This is a genomic window from Micromonospora sp. NPDC050187 (assembly GCF_044459745.1).
Lineage (GTDB): Bacteria > Actinomycetota > Actinomycetes > Mycobacteriales > Micromonosporaceae > Micromonospora.
Window position 1 is genome coordinate 199,664 of the sequence record NZ_JBITJH010000010.1, and the last position, 22,627, is coordinate 222,290.

Sequence of the window (22,627 nt, forward strand, 5' to 3'; positions counted from 1 at the left end):
TCAGGCCGCCCTTCGTGCCGGCACGTCGCCCATCCCGCCCGTTGGCGTGCCGCCCGCCGGAGTGGGAGCCGTGGCGGCGCGCGCCTGTCGGGCCTCGATGCCGATCAGGTCGTCCGGCGGGGCGTCCGGCACCTCGTCGTCGAACCGGGCCAGGACCGGCGTGCGCAGCGACACCAGTGCGGTGAGCGCGATGCACCCGCCGAAGACCAGGTAGAGCAGGGCGATGCCGCGACCCGGTCCGACCCCGATCACCGCGCCGACGCTGCCGGCCAGCGCGCCACCGGGCATCAGCAGCGGCTCCAGGGCCTGCGAGGCGAACGGGGCGATCACCCCCCAGCCCAGCGGCATGGTCGACCAGGCCACCATCTGGTTGAGGGCGAACACCCGGCCGTGGAAGCGGGGCGGCACCTTGGTCTGGATGATCGTGTTGTAGACGCCGTTGACGATGCCGAGCGCGAGGTACACGCCGAACGCGCCGGCACCGACCGTGACCAGGCTGGGCCGCAGCCCGATGACCAGGCAGGCCACCGCGATGCCGAGGGTGCCCAGCAGCACCGCCCGCATCCGGCGCCGGCGCGGGCCGCCCCAGACGAGCATCACCAGGCCGCCGAGGGCGGCGCCCACCCCGCCGGTCAGCGCCACCTGTGCCACCTCGGCCAGTTCGGCGAAGCCGAGCACCAGCGGGGAGAGCAGGTAGAGCACCGGGAACAGGAACAGGTTCAGCGCGGCGAAGAAGACCAGCATGGAGCGGAACTCGCGGCGGCGTACCGAGTAGCGCAGCCCGGCGACGATCTCCTCGCCCATGCCCTCCCGGCGTTGCAGCGCCAGCGTCCGGGGGAACCGGAGGAGCAGCAGCACCCCGACCGCGAACACGTACGACACGACGTCAATGACCAGGATGCCGGCGAGGCCGACCGCCTCCAGCAGGGCCACCGCGATCAGTGGCACCAGGAACTGGGTGATGCCGGTGGCGGTCTGGGCCAGTCCGTTGGCGTGACCGAGGAAGCGTTTCGGGACCAACTGCGGCACGGCGGAGACGAACGCCAGCCGTTGGAACGCCAGGGCCACCGACAGCCAGCCCACCAGCACGTAGAAGTGCCAGACCTGGATGCGGTCGGTGAGCACCAGCGCGGCCAGCGCCGCGTTCGCCGCCCCGGCGGCGGTGCCGGCCAGCAGCAGGACCCGCCGTCGGCTGGTGCGGTCGATCAACGCGCCGGCGATCGGGGCGACCAGCAGGCCGGGTAGCAGCCCGAGCACGGCGAAGAGCGCGAACCGGGCCAGCGACCCGGTCTCCAGGTAGATCCACAGGGGGATGGCGAAGTTGGTCAGCGCGGTCCCCGTACTGGACACGATCTGGCCGGCCGCGACCAGGCCGAACCGGGCCATGCTCGGCTGCGGGGCGCGGTCGGCGGTCCGGCGGCGACCACCGGGCCGGTCCGGCGGTGGGTCCGGGCTGGGGGACGGGGCCGGTTCGCGACCGCGCTCGGAGACGGCGGCCAGCGTCCAGGGCGGATCCGACCCGTCCGGCCCGGTCGCGCCGGCCGGATCCGACCCGCCGGTCGGGTCGGCGAGCCGGTGGTGCACGCCGGTGACGATCTCGGCCAACTCCCCGGCCCGGTACTTGAGGAAGTAGTGCCCGCCCTCGTCGATCACCGCCAGCGCGGTCCGGTCGCTGAGGAAGTGCCACTCCCGGAACCGTTCCTCGTGGAACTCGGTGCCCCGGTCCCGGTCGCCGACCACCGATACGACCGGCGCCCGCAGCGGCGTCACCCGTCGGTGCATCAGCTCGGTGAAGTACTCCTCGGAGACCCGGGCGTCGTGGCGCATCGCCCGGATCAGGAAGGCCGCCTCGTCCGGGTCCAACGCGCCGATCGACGTGCCCTGGGCCTGCAACCAGGTGCGGTAGATCCGGTCGCTGCGGATCCGCTCGGACAGACGCAGACGCAGCAGCGGCCCGAGCACCCCGCCCACCGGCCGGGCGAACGGGAACACGGCACCGAGGTAGACCGCGGTCAGCTCCCGGCCGACCGCCTCCAGTCGCCGCGCCACCTCCACCGCGAGGGCCCCGCCCGGTCCGCAGTGCCCGTAGAGCACCAGCGGACCCTCGACCCGGGCGAGGATCTCCGCGACCACGTCCCCGGCGACCTCGTCGATCGGGGCCGGGTCGTCGGCCAGCCCGATGTCGTGCCCGGGCATGGAGACCGACAGCAGCCGGTGACCGGGCGGCAGGGCGTCCGCGAGCGGCTGGTACACCACCGCGCTGCCGCCGCCGTACGGAACGCAGACCAGAGTGGCGACCCGTTCGGCGGCCGGCACCGGCGGGGTCAGCTCGTGCAGCAGGCCGGCCGGTTCGGCATCGGTCGCCGACACCCGGGCGGCGAGTTCGCGGACCGTCCGGTGGCGGAACAGGTCCATCACACTGACCCGGGGTGCGTCGCCGTCGGTGGCCGGCAGCTCCCGGCGCAGCCGGGCCACCACCTGGGTGGCCAGCAGCGAGTGCCCGCCGAGGTCGAAGAAGTCGTCGGTGGCCCCGACCTCCGTCAGCCCGAGCACCTCCCGCCAGATCCCGGCGACCAGGTTCTCCACCGGCCCGACGGGGGCGACCCGCTCGCCGGTCGGCGTCTCGGCGGTCGGCTCGGGCAGCGCCCGGCGGTCCACCTTGCCGTGCTCCTGCAACGGCAGCTTCCCGAGCCAGACGAACCGCTGCGGGACCATGTGCTCCGGCAGCCGGTCGGCGAGCGTCCGGCGCAGCTCGGTGGCCTCCGGGGTGTCCGCGCCGGGCACCGGCTCCAGGTAGGCCACCAGCCGGTCGTCGCGCAGCACCACCACCGCCTGGTGCACCGGCGGGCAGTCGCGCAGCGCGGCCTCCACCTCGCCCAGCTCCACCCGGTAACCCCGGATCTTGACCTGGTGGTCGGTGCGGCCGAGGAACACCAGCTGCCCGTCGGCCCGCCATCGACCGAGGTCACCGGTGCGGTAGAGGCGGGCACCGGGCGGCCCGTACGGGTCGGGCACGAACCGGTCGGCGGTCAGTCCGGGACGGTTGAGGTAGCCCCGGGCGAGCCGGTCCCCGCCGAGGTAGATCTCGCCGGGCACCCCGATCGGCACCGGACGCATCCGGTCGTCGAGGACGTGCACCCGGGCGTACGGCAGCGGCCGGCCGGTCGGCACGGGTCCGCTGTCGTCCCCGTCGGCGGTCACCTCGTGGGTGGCGATGCCGACCGTCGCCTCGGTCGGCCCGTAGTGGTTGAACACCCGGGCGGTGCCGGTGGCGGCCAGCGGCCGTACCCGCTCCAGGTCGGACGCCTCACCGCCGAGGATCAGCGCCCGGGCCGGCAGCAGCTCGGCCGGTTCGGCGTCGGCGGTCAGCGCGGCCAGGTGCGACGGGGTGATCTTCAGGTAGTCGATCCGGTGGTCCCGTAACTGCTCGGCGAGTTCCGCGCCGGTGCCCCGCCGGGGGAGCAGGTGCACCACCCCGCCGGTGGCCAGGGCCAAGTAGAAGATGGTGACGCTGAAGTCGAACGACATCGACTGGAGCAGCGCGTAGCGGCCGGCCGGGACGACGGCGAACCGGTCGGCCACCCCGTCGAGGTAGCGCAGCACCTGCCGGTGCGCCACCGCCACCCCCTTGGGGGTGCCGGTGGAGCCGGAGGTGTAGATGACGTAGGCCAGGTTGCCGCCGTGGGCGGCCCCGTCCGGCGCGGTCTCCGGGCAGCCGGCCACCTCGTCGGCGATCTCGTCGAGGCAGGCCGGGGCCGCCGGGACCGGGATCGCCGGGTCGGTCGGGGTGAGTCGGTCGCGCAGGTCGGTGCTGGTCAGCACCACCGTCGGTCGGGCGTCGGCGAGCATCGTGGCCAGCCGGTTCGGCGGCTGCTCCGGATCCAGCGGCAGGTATGCCCCGCCGGCCCGCAGCACGCCGAGCAGTGCCACGGCCAACTCCACCGACTGCTCCAGCAGCACGCCGACCAGCGCATCGGGGCCGACGCCCCGGGAGCGCAGCCAGTGGGCCAGTCGGTTGGCCCGCCGGTCCAGGTCCCGGTAGGTCACCGCGTCCGGGCCGCAGACCACGGCCGGCGCGTCCGGGGTGGCCGCCACGTGCGGGGTCACCAGGTCGGCCAGGGTGATGGCGGCGCCGGTCACCGCGACGGCGGGTGCCGCCGGCGCGTCCGGCGCGCTGAAACCGAGCACCCGGTCCCGCTCGCCGGTCTCCAGCAGGTCCAGGTCGACGACGGGCAGGTCCGGACGGGCCACCGCGGCGCGGAGCAGGGTGGTGAACCGCTCGGCCAGCCGGTCGACGGTGGCCGCGTCGAACAGGTCGGTGTTGTAGACGAACATCCCGCGCAGGCCGTCGTCGACCTCGCCGAGGTACAGCGACAGGTCGAACCGGGCAGCGTTGCCGTCGGCCCCGAAGCTTCCGGCGACCAGCCCGTCGGGCCACCGGCCCCCGCTGCCCCGGTCGTAGTTCTGGAGGGTGAACAGCACCTGGAACACCGGCGACCGGCTCACGTCCCGGGTCACGTTCAGTTCCTTGACCAGGCGCTCGAACGGCACCTCCTGGCGCGCCAGCGCCTTGACCACCCCGGTGCGGGTCCGGCGCAGCAGCGCCGCGAAGCTCGGCTCCTCACCGGGGGAGTCGGCGGTGGCACCGCCCGGCGAGAGGTCGGCGCGCATCGCGAGGGTGTTGACGAAGAGCCCGATCAGGCTCTCCAGCTCGGGAGCCACCCGGCCGGCCACCGGCGAGCCGATGGCGAAGTCCCGCTGGCCGCTGTGCCGGAACAGCAGCGCCTGGAGACCCGCCAGCAGCGTCATGTAGAGGGTGGCCCGCTGGCCCCGGGCCAGCTCGCGCAGCCCGGCGGTGAGATCGGCGTCGATCCGGAAGCGGTGGGTGGCCCCGGCGTACGTCTGCACGGCCGGGCGGGGCCGGTCGGTCGGCAGTTCCAACGCCGGCACCCCGGCCAGCGCCCCGGTCCACCAGGCCAACTCGGACCCGGCGTCCGGTCCGTCGACGCGCTGCCGCTGCCAGGCCGCGTAGTCGACGTACGAGACGGTCGGCGGCGGAGGCACCGGGCCGCCCTCGCGCAGCGCGCGGTAGAGCGTGGCGATCTCGGTGAGCAGCAGGTCCAGCGACCAGCCGTCGCTGACGATGTGATGCATGGCCAGGTGCAGCACGTGGTCGTCGTCGCCGAGCCGGATCACCAGCGCCCGCAGCAGGGGGGCGGTGGCCAGGTCGAACGGGGTGCGCGCGGACTCGGCCACCAGGGCGCGCGCCGTCGCCTCGTCGACCACGCCGGTGACGGTGACCGGCACCTGCACGGCGGGCGCCACCTCGACCACCGGCTCGCCGAGTTCGTTCTCGGTGAACCGCATCCGCAGGCTGTCGTGCCGCCCGGCGGTGGCGTCGATGGCGGCGGTCAGCAGAACCGGATCGAGGGGACCGGTCAACCGCAGCGTCGCGTAGACGAGGTAACCCGCCGTGCCGGGAGTCAGTTGTTCGGTGAACCAGATCCGTTCCTGTCCGAACGACAGCGACGGTCTCGCCCCGGTGGTGTCGGGAATCCCATTCGAGGAGGAACGGACAACCCGGGCCGGAAGGTCTACATTGGTCACGGGCGAGGCCTTACGTCGATGGCGGGCGAGGCAAGCAGTGTGCCGAATGCAAACGACGCATGTAATCAACTGAACGGCGCACCGACGGACGCCTGTCCGGCGCGGGAAAGAGCCCATCCCGTGCACTGTGGAAAGCCCGAACGAGCGATCCGGGCCACCGAACGCCGTTTTACCGTCAGGAATGCGATTCGCGGATGCCGTGGTGCCGGCCGAGTGGGCCACCGAGACGCTGGTCCTGGCCGAGTTCGGCGGCGGGCGTACCGAGAGCGCCCCGACGACCTGGGCGCAGGGGGTCATGTTCCGGGCCGCGGCGCGGTCCGGCTGGAACCACCGGTTCCTGAACCTGCGCCGCACCGTGCCGGTGTCCGCACGGGTCCCCGCGGACCTGGCCGGCGTGACCCGCGCGCTCGGAGCGCTGGTGAGCCGGCACGGATCGTTGCGGACCCGGGTCCGGTCGGTCGACGGTGGGTTCCGGCAGGAGACCGCGGCGGCCGGCCAGTTGCCCCTGTTGGTGGTGCCGGGTGAGGGGGACGGCGCGGCGGCGGCCGGGGCGGTGGCGGAGCGGCTCGCCGACGTCGCGTTCGACCACGCGGCCGAGTGGCCGCTGCGGGTCGCCCTGGTCACCGTCGACGACCGGGTACGCCAGATCGTGATCGTCTTCAGCCACTCCACTGTGGACGCGTACGGGGCCGAGGTGGTGCTCCGGGACCTGCGGCTGATCCTGCTGCGGGGGGAGATCGGCACCCCGACCGGCCCGCAGTCGGTGCAGGTGGCCCGCGACCAGCACGGGCCGGACCAGGACGCCTCCGCCCGCGCGGTGGAGCACTGGGCACGCGGGCTCGCCCAGCTGCCGCAGCCGCCGATGACCCCGACCCACACCGAACTGACCCCCCGACTGCACCGGGGGACGCTGGTCTCCCCGGCCGCCGACCGGGCGGCCCGGCTGCTCGCCGCCCGGCACCGGGTCAGCGCCTCCGCGGTGCTGCTGGCCGCCACCACCGCGCTGGCGGCCGGCCGCGACGGGACGTCGGTGTGTGGACTGTTCACGATGGCGCACAACCGTTTCCGCGCCGAGTACACCGACGCGGTGGCGAATCTCGGGCAGATCGGAATGTGCGTGGTGGAGCTGGGCGACCGGCCCGGGTTCACCGAGTTGCTGCCCCGTGTCTGGCGCGGTGCGCTGGCGGCGTACCGACACGCCTATTACGATCCGGTAGCGCTGCGGCAGCGTTTCCTGGCGGACGGTCACGACCCGGCGACCGCATTTCTGCCGTACTACTATTTCAACGACGTGCGACTGGCCGGCGGAAGCGTCGGAATGAGCCCGACGGTGACCGAAAGCGAACTGCGCGCCACCATGGCGGAGAGCGCCTTCCACTGGATCGACGGCATGGCCCGGGCGGCTTGGCACCGGCTGACCCACGTCGTCGACGAGCCGGGGGCGGTGGGCGTCACGGTCAGCGTCGACACCCGGTTCGTGCCCGTAGAGTCGGTCGAGCCGTTCCTGCGCGACCTGGAGGAACTGCTGGTCACGGCGGTCTTCCGGGAGGTGGCCTGGCCGTGGACGCCCTGAGCGCGCGTCCTTCCCGGCTGACCGGCGGGGTAACCTGAATGGTGCTCACTTCCCGGCCCACCGACCGGATCGCGGCGTGCACCGAGGAGGTGGCGTACGCGGACTTCCACGGCGGCCGGGCCGCCACCGGACCGCTGACCTGGGGGCAGCGCGCCATGTGGCGGGCGGTGGTGGAGTTCGAGTCCACCCGGCACAGCTTTCTGAACCTGCGGCGTACCCTCGCCGTCTCGCGGCGGGCCGGGGTGGACCCGGCGCGGGCGGTCCGCGCGCTCGCCGCACTGGTCGGCCGGCACGAGTCGCTGCGCACCCGGGTCCGCCCGATCGACGGCGAACTGCGCCAGGTGGCCGCCGCCGAGGGACGGCTGCCGGTACTGGTACACACCGTGCCGGCCGCCGGGGCCGACCCCGACGGGATGATGGCGGCCGGGTCGCTCGCCGCGCGGTTCGGCGACCCACGTTTCGACCACGCCACCGAGTGGCCGCTGCGGGCCGCCGTGGTGGTGGTCGACGGGCTGGTCCGGCAGGTCGTCGTGGTCTTCAGCCACTCCACCGTCGACTTCCACGCCACCGAGACGGTGCTCCGGGACCTGCGCATGCTGCTGCTGCGCGGGGCGGCACCCACCCCGCCGGGCCTCCAGTCGCTGGACGTGGCCGAGCGCGAACGGCAGGTCGAACGGCGACGGTCCGACCGGGCGGTGGCGTACTGGCTCCGGCAGTTCCCCACGCTCGGGGCGGGCACCTTCGCCGAACCGGTGGGGGTCGGGCTCACCCCGCGCTACCGGCGCGGCGCGCTCACCTCGCCGGCGATCCACCACGCGGCCCGGCTGCTCGCCGCCCGGCACCGGGTGACCAGCTCCACCGTCCTGCTCGCCGCCACCGCCGCCGCGCTCCGGGCCGGCGGTGGACCGGAGGTCGCCGGCATCTTCACCATGGCCAACAACCGCTTCCAACCCGAGTACGACGCCGCGATCAGCAAGCTGAACCAGATCGGTCTCTGCCGGGTCGACCTCGCCGGCCGTCCGGACTTCGCCGAGCTGCTGCGGCGGGCCCGGCAGGCGTCGTTGGACGCGTACCGGCACGCCTACTACGACCCGCTCGCGCTCGCGCAGGCGTTCGCCGACCACGGCTACGACTACGGCACCGCGCTCGCGCCGTTCTGCTACCTCAACGACATCCGCCTGCCCCACGACGTCCCGGCCGACGTGACCGGGCCGGACGAACCGACGCTGCGGACCGCCGGCTCCTTCCGCTGGCTGGAGGAACTGGACCGGTTCGCCTGGCGCTGCCGGATCCAGGTGATCGATGCACCCGGCGCGGTGGAGCTGGCGGTCACCGCCGACACCGTGCATCTGCCGCCCGAGCGGGCGGAGCGGTTGCTGCGGGACATCGAGGACCGGTTGGTCCAGGCGGCCCGGTCCGCGACGCCCTGACCGCGTGCCGGACGGCTCTGGCGGATCGAGCCGGACCGGGAACGCGTGGCCGACGGGTAATCGACTGGCTGGCAGTGCGGCCGGGTCGGTAGCGTGCCCCCGATCCGTGACCCGGCCGAGGAGGTGAGACCCGTGAACGCAGTTCGCACGTGGTGCTCCCTCCCGCCACGGACGGGCGGTTGAGGTAAGCGTCGCCCGGAGCGCCCATCAGGATGGCACTCCCGAAAGGCGCCAGACCCATGCATTCTGTACGTTTCACCGCTGAGACCTCGTCCGACGGTGTCGTCGAACGCGACTTCCTCGTGGGCGAGATCCCGGGTCGATCGACGCGCCGGGACACGGCGACCGTCCGCGTACGGACTCCGACGAGCGGGCCCGCACGGAGATCCGGGAAGCCGTGACGGCGGGTGACACCCCGCGGTTCGCGGCGGCCAGCCTCCGCTTCATGGCCTCGCTCGCGGAACAGGCCGTCGCTGAATGGCGGGCGACGCTCGACGCCCTGCAGGCGTTGCCGCAGATCGGCCCGGACGCGCCGGTCGGCTACGGCGGGGGCATCGCGATGGGCACGGCGATCGGGATACGGCTGACCGCGGCCGAGCCCCGGATCGCCGCCGCGATCTTCGGCGGCGGGTCCTTCGTGGACGAATCGGTGATCATGGCCGCGCGGCAGATCACCGTGCCGGTCCAGTTCCTGCTGCCGTGGGACGACGAGCACGTCGACCGTTCGTCCGGGTTGGCGTTGTTCGACGCGTTCGCCTCGGCGGAGAAGACGTTGCACGCGAACCCGGGCGACCACCGCAGCGTCCGGTGGGACGGGGTGGACGACGCGTTCCTGTCCCGCCACCTCGGCCGGGCCTGACCTGACCGGTGCCGGCGTCCGGCGCGAAGCTGGGCGCCGGTACCGGCGACCGTGCAGATTCGCGGTGGCGAGTGACTTCAGATGCGGCCTTTCTTGCTTGCCTCGATGAGCCTTTCTCGTCGCGGCGGTGCTGGTCACGACGATTTGATTCATTGCGGACGACCGTGCGATCTGGCACACGTGGCCTGGGGCTGGCCGCTGGCGCGAAATGCCACACAACGCGGCGCTCGCCGAGTACGGCCGCGTCGACAAGAGCCCCTGCGCCTGCCCGTGATGGTCGACCCGTTCGACGAGACCTACCGGCGCTGGGTCACCTTGACGGCCGCGCTCAAGTGCGTTTTCATGCGTTGATGAGCCTGGATCCCACCGGCACCGGACACCGGCGGTGGGCCACCCGCTGGGCAGCACCCCTGAACGCCTCCAAGATTGCCTCCGAGGGCCGGCTCGCTCCGGCCAACCGCTGACCACCCCAACGACCAGGATCAGTCGTCAACTCGACACTCCAAGGAGGCGTCCATGAGCGAATGTCCGAAGTGCGGCAGGCGCAAGGACTCAGGCGAATGCATGTACTGCTGGGGCCTGGAGGCGGGGATGGACTATCACGCCGGAAAAGGGATGTGCGCATCCCCAACACCAACTTGAGGCGAAATATTGACACCGGAGCCGTTTCCAACCCGAATTCGGGCTGCGCGGTGCTCGCCGTGCTCGCACTGTCCGGGCTCATCCCCAGTGTGCTGCTGATGTGGAACGTCCTGATCTGAAGCTGTCTTCCAAGGTTCCGGTCGGCGACGCGCAACCCGGGTCCCACCCTCCGGGGCCGTGAACCGGGCGGCGGGTCACCTGACGCGTAACCCATGGGTTACGCTTCTGGGTGTGGACGAGGTGGTCGAGGCGATCGCGGATCCGATCCGACGCGACATCCTGGAGATGTTGCGAGACGGGCGGCTGGCCGCTGGCGACATCGCCGCCCGCTTCCCGGTCAGCCGGCCGGCGGTGAGCCGACACCTGCGGGTGCTCCGCCAGGCCGGTCTGGTCCGCGACGAGGTGGTCGGCCGGCAGCGGTTCTACCAGATCGAGACCGAGCCGTTCACCGCCCTGGTCGAGTGGCTCGACCGGTTCGATCGGCCGCGCGGCTGGGAGCACCGCCTCGACGCGTTGGAAACCGAGGTGTACCGCACCCGCCGCGAGCGCCGGAGCGGCACCGAACGCCCCGCCGAGAAAAAGAGGACCGCATGAACCGCCTACCCGTCGGCCGGTTGTTCCGTACGGACGCTGGCAGTGACCTGGTGCTGACCCGCACCTTCCGCGCCCCGGTGGAGGACGTCTGGGCGAGCGTCACCGAGCCGGAGCGCACCGCGCGCTGGTTCGGCCCGTGGGAGGGTGAGCCCGGCCCTGGCCGCACCGTCCGGGTGCAGCTGGCGTACGAGGAGGGAAAGCCCTGGCACGACCTGCTGATCGAGGCGTGCGAGCCGCCCCACCGGCTGGCTGTCGCGACGCTCGCCGAGCACGGCTCCTGGCGTCTGGAGATGCTGCTGGTGGAGGCCGACGGCGTGACCGAGCTGCGGTTCGTCCACCATCTCGACAGCGAGGAGGCGATCGGTGAGGTCGGCCCCGGCTGGGAGTACTACCTCGACCTGCTGGTCGCCGCCCGCGACGGTGCGGACCTACCCATCTTCGACGACTACTACCCGGCGATGAAGCCGTACTACGACGGACTGCCTTCCTGAGCACACGCCGCCGTCGGGCCGGAGCCGCCACTCAGGGAGCGGTGGCTCCCATCGTGTCGGGACGGTCGCCCGCCTGCTCCGTCTCGCGGCCCTTCTCCGCTGACCGGTCACCGCGTCTTCCAGCTGTCCCGAGGCGGCCGCTGATTCTCAGGAACGCGGTGCCCTGGCCGAGTGCGACCAGCGCGTTGGTCACGACGAGGGCGGTCCAGAGTCCGACGATGCCCGCGGCCGACGCGACCGGCAGCGCGACCACGGCGAGAACGCCGTAGAGCACGGAGAACACCACGAAGCTCGGCGCCGTGCGCCGGAGGCCGGTCAGACCGAATCCGAGGACCGCCTGCACTCCGTCGCAGAGGACGGCCAGCGCCACGACCGGCACCAGTGCGGTCGTGAGCGAGCGGACCCCGGGATCGTTGGTGAACAGGGGAAGGACGACCGGACGCAGGATCACCAGCAGGGCGCACGAAGCGCCCACGGTGGCGGTGACGACCACCAGCCCGGCCCGGACCCCGCGCCGCACGCCCGGGACGTCGCCCTCCGTGGCCCGGCTGCTGACGAGCGGCACGCCGGCCTGACCGACCGCGACCGCCGCGGTGAAGATCAGGCCGACCAGCGAGGTGGCGATCCCGTGCGCCGCCGTGGCGGGCGGGCTGATCCGGGCGGCGGCGAAGGCGAGGACGCCGAGCACCCCGAACTTGACCAGCACGGTGCCGGCCATGGGAATGCCGACCGTGGCCAGCTCCCGCACGTGACGCAGGTCGGGGCGGACCGACACCAGGCCGGCCAGCGGCGTGCCGAGCGCCGACCGCAGACCGGACAGGTTCATGGCACAGGCGGCCAGGTTGGCGACGAGCACGGCGCCGCCGGCACCGGCCAGGCCGAGGGCGGGCACCGGTCCGACACCGTTGACCAGCAGTGACGACAGGCCGGCGGCGGACGTCGCGGCGACCAGCCCGGCCCGCATCACGGTCCTGGTGCGACCGAGCCCGACCAGGCTCGACGAGGCCATCGCCCCGACCGAGCCCAGCAGTACGGACCCGGCCAGCAGCAACGGAAGGAAACCGAGTTCGGCGACCGTCTCGGCCGGTACTCCGCCGACGCGGGCCAGCAGCGGCACACCGGCCACGGCGACCGCACCGGGCACTCCGACGGCGACGGCCAGCCACGTGCCGTCGCGGACCACCCGCAGTACGCCGTCGTGGTCGCCGGCCGCCGACGACACGAAGGGCAGCACACCACGCACCGCGCCGGTCACCGCCGCTGTGGTGGGGACGTGGACGGCACTGGCCAGGGCGAACGCGGCGAGCGCGGCCGTGTCGAACCGTCCCAGCGCCGCCGTGACCACCATCGAACCGACGGACGCGGCGATCATCGACAGGTACAGCGGAGCCGCCACCGCGACGATCCGCCAGCCGTCGCCGCCGTGGCCCGCCGTTCGTCGCTGGTTCAGGAAGCCCCTCCGTCGTCGCCCCCGATCGTCGCACAGGCGCGAATGACGACCCGTGACACCGTAGCCGCAGGTTGTCCGCAACCCTGGTCGGTGTGCTCGGCGATCGGGTGGTCGGCTGTCGAGCGTCAACCGAGCCCAACGCCCCGGCCCGAGCAGGGTTCCGCAGAGTGCGTGGTAGCGTCAGCCCAACGTCGCGTGCTGGTGGCAGACCATGTCAGGCATGGAGGCGTCGGACCGAAGGGGATACGACGACGATGATCGTTGTCCCTTCGCCCTCGACCTATGCGTGAGGGCGACAAGAGCAGGCTGGTGGCCTGGCATCGCGAGCTGCGCGACGTTCACGACAGGCTACGCGACGCACTGACCGTGACCCGACAGGCCTTGGCCGCCGGCAAGCCGGCGGAACCGGCGACCAGAGATCTGCTGCTGTTCTGTCACGGGTTCTGTGCCGCCCTGACCGCTCACCACGAGGGTGAGGACCGCGAGCTGTTTCCGGCCATCGCCGGGCAGCATCCCGAACTACGCGAGGCGCTGCACTACCTGCGACAGGACCACTCGATGATGGCCCACCTTCTGGCCGGGTTGCAGGCTGCCGTGACCCGGGCAGCCCCGCCCGCCGAACTCGACCGCCATTTGGAGGGACTGGCGGCGATCATGGAGTCGCACTTCCGCTACGAGGAGCGTCAACTCCTCGCCGTGCTGAAGGCCCTGGAGTTGGACGCGGACCCCAGCGCGGTGCTGGGACCTTTGTAGCCGGCCTGGCCCACCTTGGCTGAAGGGAAGCTCGGCGACACGCACTGTCGGTTCTGAGCATCATGGCGGTGCGGCCATCGGCGGACGCGGTGGTCAGGCTTCGTCAGTGGGTCGGGGTGGCGGGATTTGACGATCCATCCCCACGGCGTCGGCCGGTCGCTGGTCGACGCCGCAGTACGCCGGGCGCGGGCGTGGGGACTGGACGAGATGCAGTGGCAGACGCCCGAGTGGAACACCGACGGGATCGGTTTCTGCGACCGGCTGGGAGCGATGCGCTCGCCGAAGTTCCGCTACCGCCTGTCGACCGTCGAGGGCTGAGCGCGACTCAGCAGGGATGGACGTAATTCTGCACGATACCGGTGGTCAGATAATAGTCACTGACCCACGACACGCGAGTCGGGGTGTACAACCTCGACCAGATGTTGTATCCGTTCACGCTGGTCCCGTATGCCCAGCAATCGACCTCGACCATCTGTCCGTTGGCGTATACGGCGACCACCGGATAGCCAGTTCCCGGGCCGGAGCGCACGTTGAGCCCGGCGGGCCCGACATTCTTGACATAGGCGCACCAGGCGCGGGGGTCGCTGCCTGCGGATCCGCACCTGAACGCATCGGCCTGTGCGGGCGAGGGAAGGGCCAGGGTCGCCGCCAGCACCGTCGCCGTCACCACCCCGATACTGGCGAGCCGCTTGGGCGAAAGTCCCGCGATGATCGTCTTGATGGACACGTGATTCCTTTCCGGCGGCACGACAGGGGACACGAAGGAGTTCCGGAAGGGCCGTCCCACCGGGGAACCGCAGCCGTCAGACTTCTCCGCGCGTGAATCCATTCGTAGCATCGCTGCTGTTCAGAGAACGGGCCGCGCTTGCCTGTAATCGATGCATGCAAATGCTAGGCCGGGTGCGTGCCGTCGTCAACAACTCACTCGGCGTGACGTGGTGCCAGGGAGTTCGGCTCACAGGCGGAAGAACTCCAGGTAGGCGTCGATCTGGTGGCTGAGCATCGGCAGGCCGGGCTGCGTCGGCAGGCCACGGAGGTACGCCGCGCGCAGCAGGGCCGTCTCCGCCGGGGTCATGATGATGTCGGCGACCACGGCGTGAGTCGGCAGCCCGGTCACCGGGAACGGCAGCGGGTCGCCGGGACGCAGGCCCAGGGGAGTGGCGTTGACCGCGAGGTCGACGTCGTCCAGGAGCGGGTGGGCCGAGGTGCCGACCCGTCCCGGGTAGACCGGCGACAACCGCCGGTGCAGCGTGTCGAGCCGTCCGGGGTCGGTGTCGACCAGTCGTAGCGCGGCCACCCCGGCGTCGAGCAGCGCGACCGCGATGGCACTGCCCGCGCCGCCCGCGCCCACCACGCACGCCCGGCGACCCCGTGGGTCGTGCCCGGCCTCGACCAGACCACGGACGAACCCGTCGCCGTCGAACGTGTCGGCGGTCCAGGTGCCGTCCGTCTCGCGGCGGAGCGCGTTGGCGCTGCCGGCCAGGCGGGCGCGGTCGGTGACCCGGTCGGCCAGGGCGAGGACGGCGGCCTTGTGCGGCACGGTCACGAGCAGGCCGTCCAGGTTCGCCATCTGCCGGAGGCCGCGTACCACCGGGTCGAGGTCGGTCGCCGTGACGTGCACCGGGACCAGCACGGCGTCGGTGCAGCGCCGGGCGAGCACCGGGTTGAGCAGGGCGGGCGCGCGGACCTGCGTGATCGGGTCGCCGAGCAGGGCGTACAGCCGGGTGGTGCCGCTGATCGCCGGCACGGCCGTGACGGGGGCGTCGACATCGAGCATCGGAGGTGCTCCTTCCGGGTGCGGCTAGCGGGAGCCGGTGCCGTCGGTCGTGAGGTCACGGGCCAGCCAGAGCGCGCCGTACAGCGAGGAGAGGCCGCCGAGGGCGGCGGCCCGCACCGTCGGGGCCGGTCGTCCGGGCCGTCCCGCCTGCCGGGCCAGGTCCGCGACGAGCGGGACGAAGCCGGGCAGGCCGCCGGCGAAGCCGCCGCCCACGACCGCCACCGGAACGGCCAACAGTTCGCCGAGGCTCACCACCGCCGAGGCCAGGGCGGCGCAGCTGTCGTACACCACCCCGACCGCCCACGGCCGGCGGTCCCGCAATCCGGCCCGCAGCTGGTCGAAGGTGACCTCGCCGCCGTGCTCCCGGCCCGCCCGCCGCAGGGTGGCCGGGCCGGAGGCGACCGACTGGAGGCAACCGACGCGACCGCAGTCGCACGGAATGCCGTCGAGGTCGACGACCATGTGTCCGACCTCGGCGGAGGCACCGGCCGGGACGGGCCGGCCGTTCAGCACGATCCCGCCACCGATCCCGGTGCCCACGCCCAGGTACACCAGGTCGTCGTGGCCGGCGTTCCGGGCCTCGGCCAGCGCGGCCAGGTCGCCGTCGTCGGCGTACCCGGTCGGGACGTCGGGGAAGAGTCGCCGCAGCGCACCGGTGAGATCGAGCCCGGTCCAGCTCGGCCGACCCGGCCAGGTCAGGACCGTCCCGTCCGGGCCGGTGATGGCCGGCATCGCCACACCGACCGCGCCGAACGGTCCCCAGGTGGCCCGCAGCGCGGCGACCTCCGCGTCGAGCGCCGCCAGGTCGCCGGCCGGATCGCCGCCGGCAGGCCAGGCGAAGGTCCGCTCGTACGCGGGCCGACCAGCCGCCTCGGCACGCAGCGCCACCTTGGTGCCCCCGACGTCGACCCCCAGGACGCCGACGTCCGGCCCGTCGATCATCGGGTGGTCAGTTGGCGAGGACGTGCAGGACGGCGATCGCCGCTGCTGCCAGGGCGAACGCCACCGGAACCACCGCCATCGGCACGGGGTCCTTGGCGCGGATGTGGTAGACGGCCGCGCCGATCAGCAGCAGGGTCAGCCCGACGGCCGCCGCGACGCCCACCGGCCACCAGAACAGGCCGAGCAGCAATCCGGCGATCCCGGCGATCTCCAGGATGCCGATCGTCCGGGTGAGGCCGGCCGAGACGCCGATGCGGGCCATCCGATTCCGCATCTCCAGCTGGCCGAGGAGCTTCGGCAGAGCCACGGCGATGAGGACGGAGGCGAGGATGACGGTCAGAGTGATGATGGGGATACGCACGGGACTGTCCTCAGGTCGGGGGAATCGGACGGACGACCGTGCTGGTGCCGGCCGTGGATGGAAGGGTCAGGCGACGGTGGCGACGAGCGCGCGGGCGGCCAGCCGGTAGCCCAACGCCCCGAGTCCGACGATCACCCCGCTGGCGAGCGGTGCGAGCACCGAGTCGTGCCGGAAGCTCTCCCGTGCCCACACGTTGGACAGGTGGACCTCCATCCAGGGGCGGGGATAGTTGGCCAGCGCGTCCCGCAGGCTCCAGCCGGCGATCATCAGCGCGCCGGGATTGACGATCGCGCCGACCGTGTCGTAGTTGCCCTGGATGGCGCGGATCAGCGCGCCCTCACAGTCGTGCTGCTCGGCCGTCACCCGCCAGCCGCGCGGTGCGACCTCCTCGGCGACCGCCCGCTCGATGTCGGCCAGCGTGTCGGTGCCGTAGATCTCCGGCTCCCGCTGACCGAGGATGCCCAGGTTCGGGCCGTTGAGCAGGAGCACGTTGGACACGGTTCACCTCGCGCGGAACGGTCCCGTCGGCGTGGGTTCGGCGACGGGTCCCCGGCAGTATCGCGTCGGCGGCCGGGGCCGACCGCGCCCGCCCGCGCGAAACAAGGGGCGAATAGGGGCAGCTAGGGGCGCTGTCGTTCGCCCGGCTGAGGTGTTAGGAAGGGCCCCCTGCAGGTGATTTCTGCACTGCAAGGTGCCCCTGCAACCACCTGAGGCCGTGCTGCGTCGGTTCGGCGCGTACGACGCTGGTCGTCGCCGGTGCCTCCCGCGAGTGGTCGGCGTCGCGCGGGAGTGGGCCGCGCCCCGGGCGCGGGGTGAGTCGATCGCCACCGCAGTCCTACTACGCGGCCGGCTGCCACGCGCCGTCCGGCCGGCCGACTAAGGGGCGGTTAGGGGCCGTTAGGGGAGTTGAGCCGCCGGTCAGGTCGGTTAGCGTCCACCGCGAGCCAGGTACGTCGCCGCGTTCGACGGTGGCGTCCGCCCCGAAGAACCGACCGGGCGGTGCGGGTCGCACCCGATGCCCGGGGTCGCGGGGCGGCGCGCCGCCGTCGGCGAACGGCCAGTGAACCGCCGTTCCAGCTGGATTGGGAAGTGGGACATCATGAGTGGTCTGTCGGCGAGCGTGCCGGAGTTCCCCGAGTGGCCGCAGTTCGGTGACGAGGAACGGACCGGCCTGGTCCGGGCACTGGAGCAGGGCCAGTGGTGGCGCGTCGGCGGCAGCGAGGTCGACACCTTCGAGGCGGAGTTCGGGGCGTACCACGGCACGCCGCACGCGCTCGCCGTCACCAACGGCACCCACGCCCTCGAGGTGGCCCTGGAGGTCCTCGGGGTCGGACCGGGCACCGAGGTCATCGTCCCGGCGTTCACCTTCATCTCGTCGTCGCTGGCCGCGCAGCGGCTCGGCGCGGTGGCCGTGCCGGTCGACGTCGACCTGGACACCTACTGCATCCAGCCGGAGGCCGTCGCCGCCGCGATCACCGAGCGGACCCGGGTCATCATGCCGGTGCACATGGCCGGGCAGATGGCCGACATGGACGCCCTCGACAAGATCGCCGCCGACGCCGGAGTCGACATCCTCCAGGACGCCGCGCACGCCCACGGTGCCCAGTGGCAGGGCAAGCGCGTCGGCGAGCTGGGTTCGGTGGCCGCGTTCAGCTTCCAGAACGGCAAGCTGATGACCGCCGGCGAGGGCGGCGCGGTGCTCTTCCCCGACCAGGAGTCGTACGAGCGGGCGTTCCTCGTGCACAGCTGCGGCCGGCCGCGCACCGACCGCGACTACCTGCACCGCACCACCGGCTCGAACTACCGGATGAACGAGTTCAGCGCCGCCGTCCTGCGGGCCCAGCTGTCCCGGCTGGACAGCCAGATCGAGCTGCGTGAGCAGCGTTGGCCGCTGCTGGCGAGCCTGCTCGCCCAGATTCCCGGCGTGGTGCCGCAGGGCCGCGACGACCGCGGCGACCGCAACCCGCACTACATGGCCATGTTCCGCGTCCCCGGCATCGGCGAGCAGCGCCGCCGGGTCGTGGTGGACGAGCTGATCGCCCGGGGCATCCCCGCCTTCGTCGCGTTCCGCGCGATCTACCGGTGCGAGGGCTTCTGGCTCGCCGGTGCGCCGGACGAGACGGTCGACCAGATCGCCGCCCGCTGCCCGAACGTCGAGCAGATCCACGCCGACTGCATCTGGCTGCACCACCGCACGCTGCTCGGCACCGAGGAGCAGATGCACCAGATCGCCGCCGTGCTCGCCGACGTCCTCGGCGAATGACCACGCCGTCGTCGGCCGCCACACCGGGGCGCGTCAGGGTCGCCGTGGCCGGCCTCGGCTGGGCCGGACGGGAGATCTGGCTGCCCCGGCTCGCCAGGCACCCGCGCTTCACGGTGACCGCCGTGGTGGACCCCGACCCGACGGCCCGTGACCGGGCCCGCGCCACCCACCAGGTCCCGTCCGCGTACGCCGACGTCGACGACATCCCCGCCGACACGGTCGACCTGGTCGTCGTCGCCGTACCGAACCACCTGCACGCAGACGTGGCGGCCCGGCTGCTGCGCCGGGGCGTACCGGTCTTCCTGGAGAAGCCGGTCTGCCTCACCTCCGTCGAGGCGGAGCAGTTGGCCGAGGCCGAGCGGGCCGGCGGGGCGGTGCTGCTCGCCGGCAGCGCCGCCCGCTACCGGGCGGACGTCCGCGCACTGGTCGAGGCGACCGCCGACCTGGGCGCCGTCCGCCACGTCGACGTGGCCTGGGTACGGGCGCGCGGCGTGCCCGACGCCGGTGGCTGGTTCACCCGGCGGGATCTGGCCGGCGGCGGTGCCCTGGTCGACCTCGGCTGGCACCTGCTCGACACCGTGTTGCCGCTGCTCGGCCCGTCCCCGGTGGTGCACGCCGTGGGCAGCGTCTCCGACGACTTCGTCAACGACGACGCCGCCGCCGCGGCATGGCGGGGCACGGCCACGGACACCGGCCGCGCCCGGGGCGACGTCGAGGACACCGCCCGCGCGTTCCTGCTCACCGCCGACGGCGCCTCCGCCGGTCTGCACGCCTGCTGGGCGTCACACGAGGCGCGGGACCGCACCACCATCGCGGTCCACGGCACCGGCGGCTCGGCGACCCTGCACTGCACGTTCGGGTTCAGCCCCAACCGGGAGCCGACGCCGGTGCTCACCCGGACCCGGGACGGCGAAACCGTCCGCCTGCCGCTGCCCGAGGAGTCCATCGGCGCCGAGTACGACCGTCAGCTCGACGTACTGCCCGACCTGCTCGCCGCGCCGGCCAGCCGGGGCGCGGCAGCGGCCGACGCCCGCCGGACCATCGACGTCATCGAACGGATCTACCGCTGCGCCCGGCCCACCGCGCCGACGTACGCGCTGGCGGGAACCCTCGACCGGTGAGAACCACCGGCGAACCCACCCGGGAGCAGCCATGAGCCATCCGCCGTCCACCCTCGAGGTCAGCACAGCCCCCGCGCGGCCGGGGCCGATCCGGGCGGTCGTCTTCGACCTCGACGGTGTCGTGGTCGACAGTTCGGCGGTGATGCGCGCTGCGTTCAGCGTCGCCTACGCCGAGGTGGTCGGGACGGGGCCCGCGCCGTTCGAGGAGTACAACAAGCACATGGGGCGGTACTTCCCGGACATCATGCGGCTGATGGGGCTGCCGCTGGAGATGGAGGAGCCGTTCGTCCGGGAGAGTTACCGGCTCGCCCACCAGGTGCCACTCTTCCCTGGCGTACGGGAGACGCTGGAGGAGTTGTCCGAGCGGGGCATCCGGATGGCGATCGCCACCGGCAAGAGCGGCCCCCGGGCCCGGTCGCTGCTCGACCTGCTCGGCGTGCTCCACCTGTTCGACCACGTGATCGGCTCCGACGAGGTGCCCCGTCCGAAGCCCGCGCCGGACATCGTGCTCCGGGCGCTGGATCTGCTCGGGATGCCCCCGTACCAGGCGATGATGGTCGGCGACGCGATCACCGACCTGACCAGCGGACGCGACGCCGGGGTGACGACCGTCGCCACCACCTGGCACGGCGGGGACGTCGAGGGCCTGCTCGCCGCCGCCCCCGACCTGGTCGCGCACAAGCCGGAGGAACTGCTCGCCCACTGCCCGGCCGTGCCCGCCGCCTGACCGCCCGCTTGCCGCTCCCGCGCGGGGTGCTCGGGTGGTTGCAGGGGTCCCCTGCTCATCAAAAAGCGGTAACAGGGGACCCCTGCTACCACCCAATCCCGTTACCGGCCGACGCTGCGTGCCCACCCGAGCGTGCAAGCGCCCTGAGGGCTCACATGGCGGTGAGGGCGGCTCGGACGGCGGTCTCGTCGACGTCCGCGACGAGTTCCGGTCCGGACGGGCCGTCGAGCACGAAGGACAGTCCCGAGGTGGACTTCTTGTCCCGTCGCATGAACGCCAACAGGTCGTCGTGGCCCACTCCGGCGGGCAGTCGCGTGTCGAGTCCGTAGCCGGCGACCACCTCGCGGTGCTCGTCGACCCGGTCGACCGGGATCCGGCCCAGCAGACCGGCCAGCCGGCCGGCGAACACCGTGCCCACCCCGACCGCCTCGCCGTGGCGCAGCTGGAAGTCGGTGGCCCGTTCCAGCGCGTGCCCCAGGGTGTGGCCGTAGTTCAGGATGTGCCGCAGGCCGGCGTCGCGCTCGTCGGCGGCGACCACCCGCGCCTTGAGCGCCACGCACGCGGTGATCTGCTCGGTGACCGGACGGCCGCGCAGTTCACCGGCCCCGATGAAGTGGGCCCGGGCGATCTCCCCGTAGCCGTTGCGCCACTCGACGTCGGGCAGGGTGTCCAGCTGCTCGGTGTCGCAGAGCACCGCCCGGGGTTGCCAGTACACGCCGACCAGGTTCTTGCCCTCGGGAAGGTTCACCGCGGTCTTGCCGCCGACGCTCGCGTCCACCTGGGCCAGCAGCGACGTCGGCAGGTGGATCACCGCGATCCCCCGGTGGTAGAGGCCGGCGGCCAGACCGACCACGTCGGTCGTGGTCCCGCCACCGCAGGAGACCACCGCGTCGGCGCGGGTCAGCCCGAAGTCGGCGAACGCCCGGCACAGGTGTTCCACCGTGGCCAGGCTCTTGTCGTGCTCGCCGTCGCGGGCCGGCACGACGCGGTGCGGCACCCCCGGGTCCGGGGTCCACTCCGGTGGCCGGGCCGAGACCACCACGACCCGGCGGGCACCGATCCGCGCCACCTCCTCCGGCAGCCGGTGGCGGACCCCCGGACCGACGAACACCGGGTAGGTCCGGTCACCGAGGAGGACGTCGACGCGGCCGGTCGTCTCGGAACCGTCGGTGCGAGTGCTCATGCGGTCGAGAATCTCCTCGTCGAGACGGGCGGGGCGGTCGGTACGGACGGTGGGGGACCGTCCCGCCGCAGGGCCAGCCGCAGCGCCATGGCGGCCAGCGAGTCCACGGCCGCGTCGATGCCCCACCGCTCATGGGTGAGCTGGGCGTGTTCGGCCAGCAGGAAACCGCGTGGGGTGGCGTGGTCCCCGCCCATCACCTCGGTGACCCGGTCCAGGTAGCGCTGCCAGGCTGCCGCGACCGTACCGGTCGACGGTAGGTCACCGGCGGCCAGGACGATCTTCTCGGCCCCGGTGTCCGCCTGGACGGCGAGGTCGCGGCGGTGGGCGGCGCTCAGCGACCGGCTGCGGTCCTGCCAGTGCAGGAAGAGGAAGGCCGGCCGGTCGGCGACCGGCATGAGGTCGCACAGGTGCCGCAGGTGGGCCACGGCCAGGGGCAGTTCCATGCCGGCCAGCCAGGGCGCGTCCCCACCCAGCAGGGACAGGGCCAGCTCGCTGCCGGCCTGTGCCAGCGGCCCGCCGCGCGCCGCGTCGCGGACGGCGTACGGGTCCGGGGTGAGCGTCGACGTCGGATCGCCGTCCAGCCGCCGACGTGCCGCGTCGAGGCCGACGGCGCTCGCGTGCAGACCGACGCGCAGCCGCGGGCCGGCGCGGGGACCGATCCGGTCGTAGAACCAGCGTGCCTGCGGGTCGGCGGCGCGTACGGCGGCGACCAGTCCCGCCACGACGGTGCCGACGAGTTCGGCCGCGCGGGCGTCCGGGCACCCCCCGCCGGGTACGGCGAGGTGGGCGAACATCCAGGAGCGTTCCAACGACGGCACCTCGACTGGTGGGCGGGGCGGGCACGGGTGCGACGG

Annotated in this window: 20 protein-coding genes; 11 read left to right on the plus strand and 9 right to left on the minus strand. The window is 72.9% G+C overall.

Annotation, left to right across the window (positions count from 1 at the left end; genetic code table 11):
* Window positions 1-5,607, minus strand: coding sequence for an amino acid adenylation domain-containing protein (locus ACIBJE_RS18060; RefSeq protein ID WP_396749625.1), 5,607 nt, complete (start codon window positions 5,605-5,607; stop codon window positions 1-3).
* Between the two features lie 181 nt (window positions 5,608-5,788).
* On the opposite strand from ACIBJE_RS18060, the gene ACIBJE_RS18065 reads away from it, so the two are divergent.
* The 6 genes from ACIBJE_RS18065 (at window position 5,789) to ACIBJE_RS18090 (ending at window position 11,196) form a co-directional block, all read left to right on the plus strand.
* Window positions 5,789-7,180 carry a condensation domain-containing protein gene (locus ACIBJE_RS18065; RefSeq protein ID WP_396749628.1) on the plus strand — a complete coding sequence of 464 codons (1,392 nt, stop codon included), beginning with the start codon at window positions 5,789-5,791 and terminating at the stop codon, window positions 7,178-7,180.
* Between the two features lie 38 nt (window positions 7,181-7,218).
* Window positions 7,219-8,610, plus strand: coding sequence for a condensation domain-containing protein (locus ACIBJE_RS18070; RefSeq protein WP_396749631.1), 1,392 nt, complete (start codon window positions 7,219-7,221; stop codon window positions 8,608-8,610).
* Window positions 8,611-9,055: 445 nt separating this feature from the next.
* Window positions 9,056-9,469: a hypothetical protein gene (locus ACIBJE_RS18075; RefSeq protein WP_396749633.1), complete on the plus strand. Its 414-nt coding sequence runs from the start codon at window positions 9,056-9,058 to the stop codon at window positions 9,467-9,469.
* Window positions 9,470-10,029: 560 nt separating this feature from the next.
* Window positions 10,030-10,230 (plus strand): hypothetical protein, encoded by a 201-nt coding sequence (locus ACIBJE_RS18080; protein WP_396749635.1) that lies wholly within the window; start codon window positions 10,030-10,032, stop codon window positions 10,228-10,230.
* Between the two features lie 112 nt (window positions 10,231-10,342).
* Complete coding sequence (locus ACIBJE_RS18085) at window positions 10,343-10,705, plus strand: ArsR/SmtB family transcription factor (RefSeq protein WP_396749637.1); 363 nt, start codon at window positions 10,343-10,345, stop codon at window positions 10,703-10,705.
* Window positions 10,702-11,196 (plus strand): SRPBCC family protein, encoded by a 495-nt coding sequence (locus ACIBJE_RS18090; protein WP_396749639.1) that lies wholly within the window; start codon window positions 10,702-10,704, stop codon window positions 11,194-11,196. The genes ACIBJE_RS18085 and ACIBJE_RS18090 overlap by 4 nt, the downstream gene beginning before the upstream one ends.
* Window positions 11,197-11,227: 31 nt before the next feature.
* Here ACIBJE_RS18090 and ACIBJE_RS18095 read toward each other — a convergent pair whose 3' ends face one another.
* Window positions 11,228-12,592, minus strand: coding sequence for an MATE family efflux transporter (locus ACIBJE_RS18095; protein ID WP_396749642.1), 1,365 nt, complete (start codon window positions 12,590-12,592; stop codon window positions 11,228-11,230).
* A 336-nt stretch (window positions 12,593-12,928) separates the two neighbouring features.
* Here ACIBJE_RS18095 and ACIBJE_RS18100 point away from each other — a divergent pair, with 336 nt between their 5' ends.
* Both ACIBJE_RS18100 and ACIBJE_RS18105 read left to right on the plus strand, forming a co-directional pair.
* Window positions 12,929-13,399 carry a hemerythrin domain-containing protein gene (locus ACIBJE_RS18100; protein WP_396749645.1) on the plus strand — a complete coding sequence of 157 codons (471 nt, stop codon included), beginning with the start codon at window positions 12,929-12,931 and terminating at the stop codon, window positions 13,397-13,399.
* A gap of 126 nt (window positions 13,400-13,525) precedes the next feature.
* Window positions 13,526-13,717 carry a GNAT family N-acetyltransferase gene (locus ACIBJE_RS18105; protein ID WP_396749648.1) on the plus strand — a complete coding sequence of 64 codons (192 nt, stop codon included), beginning with the start codon at window positions 13,526-13,528 and terminating at the stop codon, window positions 13,715-13,717.
* 7 nt (window positions 13,718-13,724) lie between these two features.
* Here ACIBJE_RS18105 and ACIBJE_RS18110 read toward each other — a convergent pair whose 3' ends face one another.
* From ACIBJE_RS18110 to ACIBJE_RS18130, 5 genes are all read right to left on the minus strand, one after another.
* The gene (locus tag ACIBJE_RS18110; RefSeq protein ID WP_396749650.1) at window positions 13,725-14,126 is read right to left on the minus strand and encodes an SH3 domain-containing protein; all 402 of its coding nucleotides are present in this window, start codon (window positions 14,124-14,126) and stop codon (window positions 13,725-13,727) included.
* 228 nt (window positions 14,127-14,354) lie between these two features.
* Window positions 14,355-15,176: a shikimate dehydrogenase family protein gene (locus ACIBJE_RS18115; RefSeq protein WP_396749652.1), complete on the minus strand. Its 822-nt coding sequence runs from the start codon at window positions 15,174-15,176 to the stop codon at window positions 14,355-14,357.
* Between the two features lie 24 nt (window positions 15,177-15,200).
* Window positions 15,201-16,118 carry an ROK family protein gene (locus ACIBJE_RS18120; protein WP_396749654.1) on the minus strand — a complete coding sequence of 306 codons (918 nt, stop codon included), beginning with the start codon at window positions 16,116-16,118 and terminating at the stop codon, window positions 15,201-15,203.
* A gap of 7 nt (window positions 16,119-16,125) precedes the next feature.
* Window positions 16,126-16,479, minus strand: a complete 354-nt coding sequence (locus ACIBJE_RS18125) for a DoxX family protein (RefSeq protein ID WP_396749657.1) — start codon at window positions 16,477-16,479, stop codon at window positions 16,126-16,128.
* Between the two features lie 66 nt (window positions 16,480-16,545).
* Window positions 16,546-16,977 carry a type II 3-dehydroquinate dehydratase gene (locus ACIBJE_RS18130; RefSeq protein WP_088983694.1) on the minus strand — a complete coding sequence of 144 codons (432 nt, stop codon included), beginning with the start codon at window positions 16,975-16,977 and terminating at the stop codon, window positions 16,546-16,548.
* A gap of 601 nt (window positions 16,978-17,578) precedes the next feature.
* Between ACIBJE_RS18130 and ACIBJE_RS18135 the strand changes: the two genes are divergently transcribed.
* From ACIBJE_RS18135 to ACIBJE_RS18145, 3 genes are read left to right on the plus strand one after another with little or no spacing between them, the layout of a single operon-like run.
* The gene (locus tag ACIBJE_RS18135; RefSeq protein ID WP_396749659.1) at window positions 17,579-18,742 is read left to right on the plus strand and encodes a DegT/DnrJ/EryC1/StrS family aminotransferase; all 1,164 of its coding nucleotides are present in this window, start codon (window positions 17,579-17,581) and stop codon (window positions 18,740-18,742) included.
* Window positions 18,739-19,863 carry a Gfo/Idh/MocA family protein gene (locus ACIBJE_RS18140; protein ID WP_396749661.1) on the plus strand — a complete coding sequence of 375 codons (1,125 nt, stop codon included), beginning with the start codon at window positions 18,739-18,741 and terminating at the stop codon, window positions 19,861-19,863. The genes ACIBJE_RS18135 and ACIBJE_RS18140 overlap by 4 nt, the downstream gene beginning before the upstream one ends.
* Window positions 19,864-19,894: 31 nt before the next feature.
* Window positions 19,895-20,590, plus strand: a complete 696-nt coding sequence (locus ACIBJE_RS18145; protein ID WP_396749663.1) for an HAD-IA family hydrolase — start codon at window positions 19,895-19,897, stop codon at window positions 20,588-20,590.
* 151 nt (window positions 20,591-20,741) lie between these two features.
* Here ACIBJE_RS18145 and ACIBJE_RS18150 read toward each other — a convergent pair whose 3' ends face one another.
* Together ACIBJE_RS18150 and ACIBJE_RS18155 are read right to left on the minus strand one after the other, a co-directional pair.
* Window positions 20,742-21,773 carry a 3-dehydroquinate synthase family protein gene (locus tag ACIBJE_RS18150; protein ID WP_396749665.1) on the minus strand — a complete coding sequence of 344 codons (1,032 nt, stop codon included), beginning with the start codon at window positions 21,771-21,773 and terminating at the stop codon, window positions 20,742-20,744.
* On the minus strand, window positions 21,770-22,591 hold the full coding sequence (locus tag ACIBJE_RS18155; RefSeq protein WP_396749668.1) for a hypothetical protein: 822 nt from the start codon (window positions 22,589-22,591) through the stop codon (window positions 21,770-21,772). Before ACIBJE_RS18155 ends, ACIBJE_RS18150 begins: the two co-directional genes overlap by 4 nt.
* Window positions 22,592-22,627: the final 36 nt, after the last annotated feature.

Excerpts from the sequence above, each read along its gene's own strand:
- ACIBJE_RS18080 (WP_396749635.1), top strand. The coding sequence starts at position 10,030 with ATGCATGTACTGCTGGGGCCTGGAGGCGGGGATGGACTATCACGCCGG.
- ACIBJE_RS18145 (WP_396749663.1), top strand. The coding sequence starts at position 19,895 with ATGAGCCATCCGCCGTCCACCCTCGAGGTCAGCACAGCCCCCGCGCGG.
- ACIBJE_RS18140 (WP_396749661.1), top strand. The coding sequence starts at position 18,739 with ATGACCACGCCGTCGTCGGCCGCCACACCGGGGCGCGTCAGGGTCGCC.
- ACIBJE_RS18075 (WP_396749633.1), top strand. The coding sequence starts at position 9,056 with ATGGCCTCGCTCGCGGAACAGGCCGTCGCTGAATGGCGGGCGACGCTC.
- ACIBJE_RS18070 (WP_396749631.1), top strand. The coding sequence starts at position 7,219 with ATGGTGCTCACTTCCCGGCCCACCGACCGGATCGCGGCGTGCACCGAG.
- ACIBJE_RS18150 (WP_396749665.1), bottom strand. The coding sequence starts at position 21,773 with ATGAGCACTCGCACCGACGGTTCCGAGACGACCGGCCGCGTCGACGTC.
- ACIBJE_RS18100 (WP_396749645.1), top strand. The coding sequence starts at position 12,929 with ATGCGTGAGGGCGACAAGAGCAGGCTGGTGGCCTGGCATCGCGAGCTG.
- ACIBJE_RS18065 (WP_396749628.1), top strand. The coding sequence starts at position 5,789 with ATGCGATTCGCGGATGCCGTGGTGCCGGCCGAGTGGGCCACCGAGACG.
- ACIBJE_RS18135 (WP_396749659.1), top strand. The coding sequence starts at position 17,579 with ATGAGTGGTCTGTCGGCGAGCGTGCCGGAGTTCCCCGAGTGGCCGCAG.
- ACIBJE_RS18115 (WP_396749652.1), bottom strand. The coding sequence starts at position 15,176 with ATGCTCGATGTCGACGCCCCCGTCACGGCCGTGCCGGCGATCAGCGGC.
- ACIBJE_RS18120 (WP_396749654.1), bottom strand. The coding sequence starts at position 16,118 with ATGATCGACGGGCCGGACGTCGGCGTCCTGGGGGTCGACGTCGGGGGC.
- ACIBJE_RS18090 (WP_396749639.1), top strand. The coding sequence starts at position 10,702 with ATGAACCGCCTACCCGTCGGCCGGTTGTTCCGTACGGACGCTGGCAGT.